Origin of the sequence: Amycolatopsis sp. NPDC059657, from assembly GCF_042734395.1 — a bacterium.
In the GTDB taxonomy this organism is placed as follows: Bacteria; Actinomycetota; Actinomycetes; order Mycobacteriales; family Pseudonocardiaceae; genus Amycolatopsis.
Map to the genome: position 1 here is coordinate 1 of NZ_JBHWEB010000228.1, position 6,715 is coordinate 6,715.

General features: G+C 68.0%; 5 protein-coding genes. All 5 read right to left on the reverse strand.

Going from position 1 to position 6,715, the window contains the following annotated elements:
• A partial coding sequence (locus ACFV15_RS47470; protein WP_378360041.1) for a hypothetical protein occupies positions 1-185 on the reverse strand: 185 nt, incomplete at its 3' end.
• Positions 186-197: 12 nt separating this feature from the next.
• Positions 198-2,534, reverse strand: a complete 2,337-nt coding sequence (locus ACFV15_RS47475; RefSeq protein ID WP_378360043.1) for a TniQ family protein — start codon at positions 2,532-2,534, stop codon at positions 198-200.
• A complete protein-coding gene (locus tag ACFV15_RS47480; protein ID WP_378360044.1) occupies positions 2,531-3,697 on the reverse strand; it encodes an ATP-binding protein in 1,167 nt (388 codons plus the stop codon). The genes ACFV15_RS47475 and ACFV15_RS47480 overlap by 4 nt, the downstream gene beginning before the upstream one ends.
• Entirely contained in the window at positions 3,694-5,838 is a 2,145-nt protein-coding gene (locus ACFV15_RS47485; RefSeq protein WP_378360046.1) for a Mu transposase C-terminal domain-containing protein, read from the reverse strand. Before ACFV15_RS47485 ends, ACFV15_RS47480 begins: the two co-directional genes overlap by 4 nt.
• Positions 5,835-6,494 carry a TnsA-like heteromeric transposase endonuclease subunit gene (locus tag ACFV15_RS47490; protein ID WP_378360047.1) on the reverse strand — a complete coding sequence of 220 codons (660 nt, stop codon included), beginning with the start codon at positions 6,492-6,494 and terminating at the stop codon, positions 5,835-5,837. The genes ACFV15_RS47485 and ACFV15_RS47490 overlap by 4 nt, the downstream gene beginning before the upstream one ends.
• Positions 6,495-6,715 lie beyond the last annotated feature (221 nt).

Below are 6,715 nucleotides of genomic sequence, written 5' to 3' on the forward strand. Positions count from 1 at the left end.
TGTAGGGATCCGGGGGTTCTGTCGGTTGTGACCGCCCTTTTGTCGGTTCGTTTCTGGGAAATGGCGAGTTCGGTTCCCTGTTTGGCGGTGGGGTTGAGTTGCTCCGGGACCGGGGTAGTTGTCGGTTCGTGGTGATGCGGTTGTGCGGGTAGTGGTGCATGGGATTCGGCGCTTTCTTGGGTCATGGTTGTGGTTCCTCAGGTTTCGGCGGGGTCGAGATGGTCGTGTATTTGCTGGCATAGCTGTTCTCCGAGGGGGGTGAGTGGTCCGAGTGGCTGTGGATGCGGGTTGCGTTGGAATAGCGGTCCGTCGCAGTCGCGTTCGAGGATTTTGAGCTGGGCGGTGAGGGTGTTTTGGCGAATTCCGTGGGCGTTGGCCGCCTGGTTGAGGCTGGGATATTCGGTCATAAGCAGGAATCTTTCGAGCCGGTCACGGGCGCGTTGGCCGCGTAGGGCTTTGCGGAGAGGATCGGGAAAGTCGGCTGGGTGTGCGGTGGTGGTTGACGTGGCGAGGCAGCCGCGGCCACCGCTGCGTGGGCGGCGCGGGATTCCTTGTGCTTGCGCGAAAGCGCGGAGCGTGCAAGGACGACACCCGATCTCGGTGGCGATATGGGGAAGGGATCGACCCCATGTGACGTATTGGGTGCGTAGCCAGCTCGGGTCGACGAGAAAGACGCGCTTGGGGTCGTCGACGTGCGGATAGGCGCGATGTCCGAGTCCGTGGTGCTCGGTGGCGGTCATGGGGATGACGGCGCCTGCGCGGTGTGGAAGGTAGGGGGCGTGGTCGATGGGGTGCAGACGTAGGACGTGCCGGAGATGGTGGCTGGAGATTCCGAGTGCCCCGGCAACGGCGTTGGTCGGTTCCCAGTGCTGGTGGGTGGTGTCGGTCCATTGCGCGCGCAGGGCGTCGTGGATCGGGCCGGGATCGGTGTGTTCCGGGTCGGCGCCCGGCCAGTCGGTGACGGTGACCCAGTCATCAGGTGGGCGCCAGCACAAGGGTTCTCCGGTGATGCCGGCGGTGGCGAGGAGTTGCTCGGCGTGGGCGGTGAGCGCTGTGGCGAGAGCGGCGGGCATGCTCGCGCAGAATTCGGCGTAGTCGATTCGCGGCGCGCCTTCCGGGACAAAGTAGGGCTCTGCGGCGGTGGCGAGGTTGCCGCCTGTGAGCAGTTCGTAGAGATAGCTGCGGGCGAGGCCGAGCCGCCGCTGCCGGCCGGTGCGCAGGCCGGTGTCGTGGCAGTACTGATGCCACGTCTGTTTGTCGATCAACTCGGTGTCGGCGACGAGTTGCCGCCGGCGTGGGTAGTTGATCGGGATGGCGTGGTGGTCGAGCGCGAGGCCGAGTTCGGTGAGGATCTGCAAGGCCGCGTCTGCGCGTGGGGTGGCGCCGAGTCGTCGGAGCTGGTGGGCGACCCGGTCGGGGCTGGGCCGGTGGGGCAGCAAGGGGGTGAGTTCGTTGAGTTGCAGCGCGCTGTGGGGCAGCAGCAGCGCGGCGATCATGGCGGAGCGGAACACCGGCCCGTCGAGGTAGTCGTCGTCGGCCAGGCGGATCGCCCAGGTCGGCCAGAGCTGATCAGGCAGCCGGGCGGCTCGTCCCGGCGCGGGATCGAGGGCCTGGCGGGGGCGTGGTGTCGGGGCGGGAAGCGTTGTGGCGTAGCGGATCCGCTCGATGGGTGTCAGCCGCGGGTGGCGGCCTCGTGCGATCCGGGTGATCAGCGTGGGGCTTGCGGCCCGCCATGACGACGGGATCGCGTGGGAACGCGGGCCCCGGAAGCAGCGGGTCACCAAATCGGGCACCTGATCGCGGTGCCGCGAGTGTGAGGTGAACAGCGTGACGGCCTTGATCAGGGCCGCCGCGGTGGGTATTTCGGCGGCGAAGCCGCGTTTGCTGACCGTGCCGTGATGCAGGTGCAGGGCGATGAGCGTCAGGTCGGTCAGGTCGTTTTGTGCCTGTTCCCGCTCCTGGCTGGTGAGGCCAGGGTGTCGCAGTCGGGTCAGTGCCGTGACGATGAGGCGCTGCGCGGCCATCGCGGCACCACCGCTGTCTCCGCGGTGCCGCGGGCCGACCGCGAGCGTGCGGCCGCAGGAGCACAACAGCCGGCTCGGGCCGCTCTCGGCCGGTGCGGCGGGCCGAGCTTGCGGGTGTCCGCAGGCGGGACATCGGGTGGCCAGCGGCGTGTTGTGGGGTAGGCAGTGAAACATCAGCGGGATCGCCCAGCCGGGCTGCCAGCGACCGCCCTCGCCCAGACAGACCGGGCAGAAGCGGCTGGTGGGTTGGGGCGTCCAGACCCGCAGCACGTGCTCGGGCGGGCAGGGCCTGGTGCCGGTGAACATCTCGCTCACCTCGCCGGCGGTCAGCCCGGCCGCGGCGGCGATCAGGGACGCGTGTTCGGGTCCAGGCTGGGTGCCGGCAGGGAGACCGGCGGCATCGGCGAGGTCGGCGCGGGTGACACCGAGACGGATGGCGTAGGTGTGCCACCACAGGCCGAACGGTTCTGCGGGCAACGGGGCAAGAGTGAACGGGAGCCGGGTGGTCATGCCGCTCCTTTCCGCTGCTGTCCTGTTGTGGCGCGACCCGGTCGCGACGACTGGGTTGACAGCAGGCCTGCTTTCAGCGCGGCCTGCAGTTCACCCCGGGCGGTTTCGGCCGCTTCGTCGATGCGCACGCCGTCGAGCAGATCGACCGAGAGGGCCTCGGCACCGGATTTGATGGCCCGGTAGCAGCCGCGGCCGATCAACGACATCAGGGACGCGAAATGGCCACTGGAGCGAGCGAACAGATAGTCCGCGAGGTCCCGGGCCACCATGCCGCGATGCGCCTGGGCGAGTACGAGATCCCGTTCGATGCCCAGCAGCAGTTTCTGCCAGGTGCGGCGCCCGGCACCACTGCGGATCTCGAACGGCTCCAGGGTCAGCACATTCCACCGCCGCGCGGTCTGGGACAACGCCGCGTCGGCTCCGGTGAACCCCTCGTCCAGCAGGCCGCGGGCGCGCAGCCCCACCCCGACGAACAGGAACGTCACGGGGAAAGTGTTGGCCAGCCATTTGAAATGGTTGGCGACTTCGCGGCCGTCACGACGATTGACGTCGAGGAAATGGACGTCATCCACGATGATCAGCCGGGCCTTGCACGCGGCGACGCATTCCGCGGCCCGATGCGCGAGCACCTCTGCGTTGCCCCGATTCACCCCGGGCAGACCGAAGAACCGGCAGAGCATCGCGTTCAGGCTGCGCATGGTCGTGTTGGAGGTCAGCCCGAGATAGACGACCGGGACGCGTTGCCACGCCCCGTCACAGGTGTCGACATGAGGCCCGTAGAGGTCGATCTGGTCACGATGGAAAGCACGGCCGAAAGCCATCGCGGTGGTGGTCTTTCCCAAACCAGGTAAGGCATCCAAAACGGCGGCGGGCTTGACCTTGTCCCCGTCCTGGCGATTGCTGCCGACGATCTCGTCGAGCGCGGCGAACACCGCGTCGACACCGGGTGTCCGGATAGGCCCGAGATTGGCATGCCACAACGCGCGGGCGTGGTTGTGCCGCAACCGCTGTGTGCGCGGCATCGCCGCGAGCTCCTCGATCCCGATCGTGGGCGGGCGGGTGCGGGCCGCGGCCTCGGCCAGGGCGAACCAGCCGTCCTTGGTGCAGGGATTGAAGTCCCGCTCATCCAGATCCGTCATGGTGCTGGGGTGTTCGCGGTTCATCGCAGCACCTCCAACGCCTCGGCGTAGTACTGCTCGTCGGAGATCCCGGCCGTTTCGTCCGCGCCGCCACTGTCGAGTTCGTCCTCGCAGTCGTCGTCCCCGGCGGCGTCGGGCATCGGTTCTGGTGCTTCGAGCGGGTCGGCGGCGGGGTCGGTCACGGCGCGCAAGGCCGGTAGTTGCGCGATGTCCGGCGGGATGCCGGTGGCCGCGGTGAGGCGGGCTTCGCGTTGCGCGCTGGCGCGGATCGCCATGCGCCGTTCGCCGGGGTTGCGGGTGAGCCCGGCATCGAAGCGCCGCAGCAGCCGCGCCAGCGCTGCCCGGTCATCGACGTGGCGGGTCGAGGTCAGTGCCAGCCGCCGTGCGTAGGTCAGCGCTTCGGCCGAGAACGGCACCGCGACGTCGGTGGCGTGTTCCCAGACCAGGGTGTGCCAGCACAGATCGGCCGGGTCCTGGAAGTAGATCCGGGAGACGTCGTCGGTGTCGTAGCGCACCGGCCATTTGCCGCGGTGAACGCCGGTGAACGGGCTGGTGCGATTGCGATACGGGGTCAGCGCGGGCCCGTTGTAGCGCAGCCCGTTCAGCTCGATCCCGTAATGCTGGACCGAACGCCAGGCCACCGGCAGGAAGTCGAACACTATCTCCGGCGTCGCCGGCACCCGCAGCCGCCCGGCGCGGGCCACGCCGTGGGCGAACATCTCCGCCGGGGAGAACACCAGACCCGGCACCTGCGGATCGGCCAGCCCGCTGTGCGGGCGGTGATGATAGATCTCGCCGATCCACTCACGGATCACCGATTCCAGCTCATCAACGAAAAAGTAGGTGCAGCCTTCCGGGTCCTTCCCGCGACTGTGGACATCCGGGCCCTTGTAACCGGGCAACGCTTCCAGTAGTTGTTCCCGCAACGTCCGGAAAAACCGTTCGACGGCGGCCTTGTCCGTGGGCGTGAGCGGGCGTGCCGGCTGAACCGAGATACCCAGCCGCTGACACACCCCCAGCAGATGCCGCGACAGATAGATCTTGCCGTGATCGACCACGATCGTCTCCGCCGCCACCCCGGCAAGCCCTGTCGTGTCCGCCCGTTCGCCGGTGTCCGGCTCGGCCACCACGAGAAGATCGGGCAGACCGGCATAGGGCAGCAGCCCGCTGGAGGTCCGGTGCCGCGAGTCCGGGCGCAGCGCCTCGAACAACACCAGCGCCGCGTCCACCGACTTGGTCGACACCGGCGAAAGCCGCAACCCGGTGATCGACCGCGAGTACAGATCCATCGCGATCGTGAGCTCCACCCGCACCCACCGCAGCGTCAGCGGCTCCATCGCGAACACGTCCAGCGGCGTGGAATCCAGCAGCAGATACTCCCCAGGCCGCGTCGGACGCAGCCGCCCATAAACACCGTGGGGCCGCGCGGCGATCGAGCGTTTCCCCTTCGTGCTCCCGGTAAACGCGTTCGTGCCACGAGACAGCTCCGCCAGCACCGCCCGCGCGCGCCGCCGCCCCGGCTCCTCGACCACGCCCTCGCCGTACTCGGCGGCCAGCCTCGCCGACACCCGCTCCAGTACCAGCCTCTGCGTCGGCCGCGCGGCGTCGGTGTGCTCGGCCAGCACCGTCGTGCACATCGCCAGCCACCGCCGGTCGACCCCGCCCAGCGGATCCGCCATCCGCGTGCCGCGATGATCGACCAACCCCAGCAGCCCGGTCTCGCGAAACGCCGCAACCCACCGCTCCAGCGTCCGCATCGTCACACCCAGCTCGGCGGCCTTCACCGCATACCGGTCCCGCAACGGCAGACGCGGGTCATAACCAGGCCGCGGCTCGTCGTGGCCCGGATCGCTCACCGCGCCACCGCGATAGCCGGTCAGCAACTCCTGCACATGTCCCAGCCGCTCGCTCAACTGCTTCCGCTGAGCGGAGGTGAGATCGTCCAGTATCGCCCCCGAGCACTGCGCCGCGGTGGTGTCGGCTCCCGCCAGCGCCACCGTGGGATCGGCCAGCAACGTGGCCGTGTGCGCGAGCACCGTCTGCCCGGCGCTGCCGCGTAACCGCAGCCGATCGGCCTCCAGACCGACCACGGTGAACCAATCGCCATCCCAGGACAATCGCGTGCCCACCGAGACCAGCACCGTGTTCGCCGCCGCCCCGCTCACGCGACACGCTCCAGCACCGTCGCCGCCGACAGCGGCACCTCAAGCTCAACCCGGAACCAGCCACGCCACACCAAATGCAGCGCCGCGGCCCGGACATCGGCGCCGCGGTCCGGCCACCCCGCCTCCAACTCACCGAGAAACGCGCTCGTGGTGACCTGCCGCTCCAGCGACGCCACCATCGCGGCATCAACACGATCAGGATGCCGGTAGCCCGCGAGGAAACGAACATTCGCCAACGCTGTCGGCGAAACCCCGGTCCATACCTCGTGCCGCCAGCCACGACTGGTGAACACCTCTCCCGCCCACGCCAACGCCCCAGCGACTTTCGGCCTGGCCAGCTGCTCGGCGGGTTTGACATTGACGACCGTCACTGCGCCCTCCGGGTCGAGCAGCAGGAAATCCGGGACATGCCTCCTGCGTTCTCCACCAGACTCAGCGGTAACGCAAAAAGGCTGCGCAGCAATCGCGACCACCCGCGGATCGAAATCAGCCAGCAGCAAACGCGCCAGCTCCAGCCGGCTCTCATACACGACGTGCGCGCCAGTGGTAGCCGACCAATACCAGCCCGAATAGTGAGCCTGGCCCTGCCGCCAACGAAAAACACGCCACGGAGACCCCGCTGCCAACGCCTTCGCCTGCACGACTTCAAGATCCACCGTGGACACCTCACCTGAAGAACCCTTATACGACAACGAATTTCCAGTAGCCATCTCAAGCCCTTTCCATCGCGACATCCGCATCCAGGGACAATCGCAACGTACGAGCCCGAAAAGATCACCTCCATGTGCCATGCCGGACAACCGACAACTTTCACGGCCAACCGACATCTCGCCGACAACAACACCGGTCACACCGACAACTTCAGCGGATCCCTACA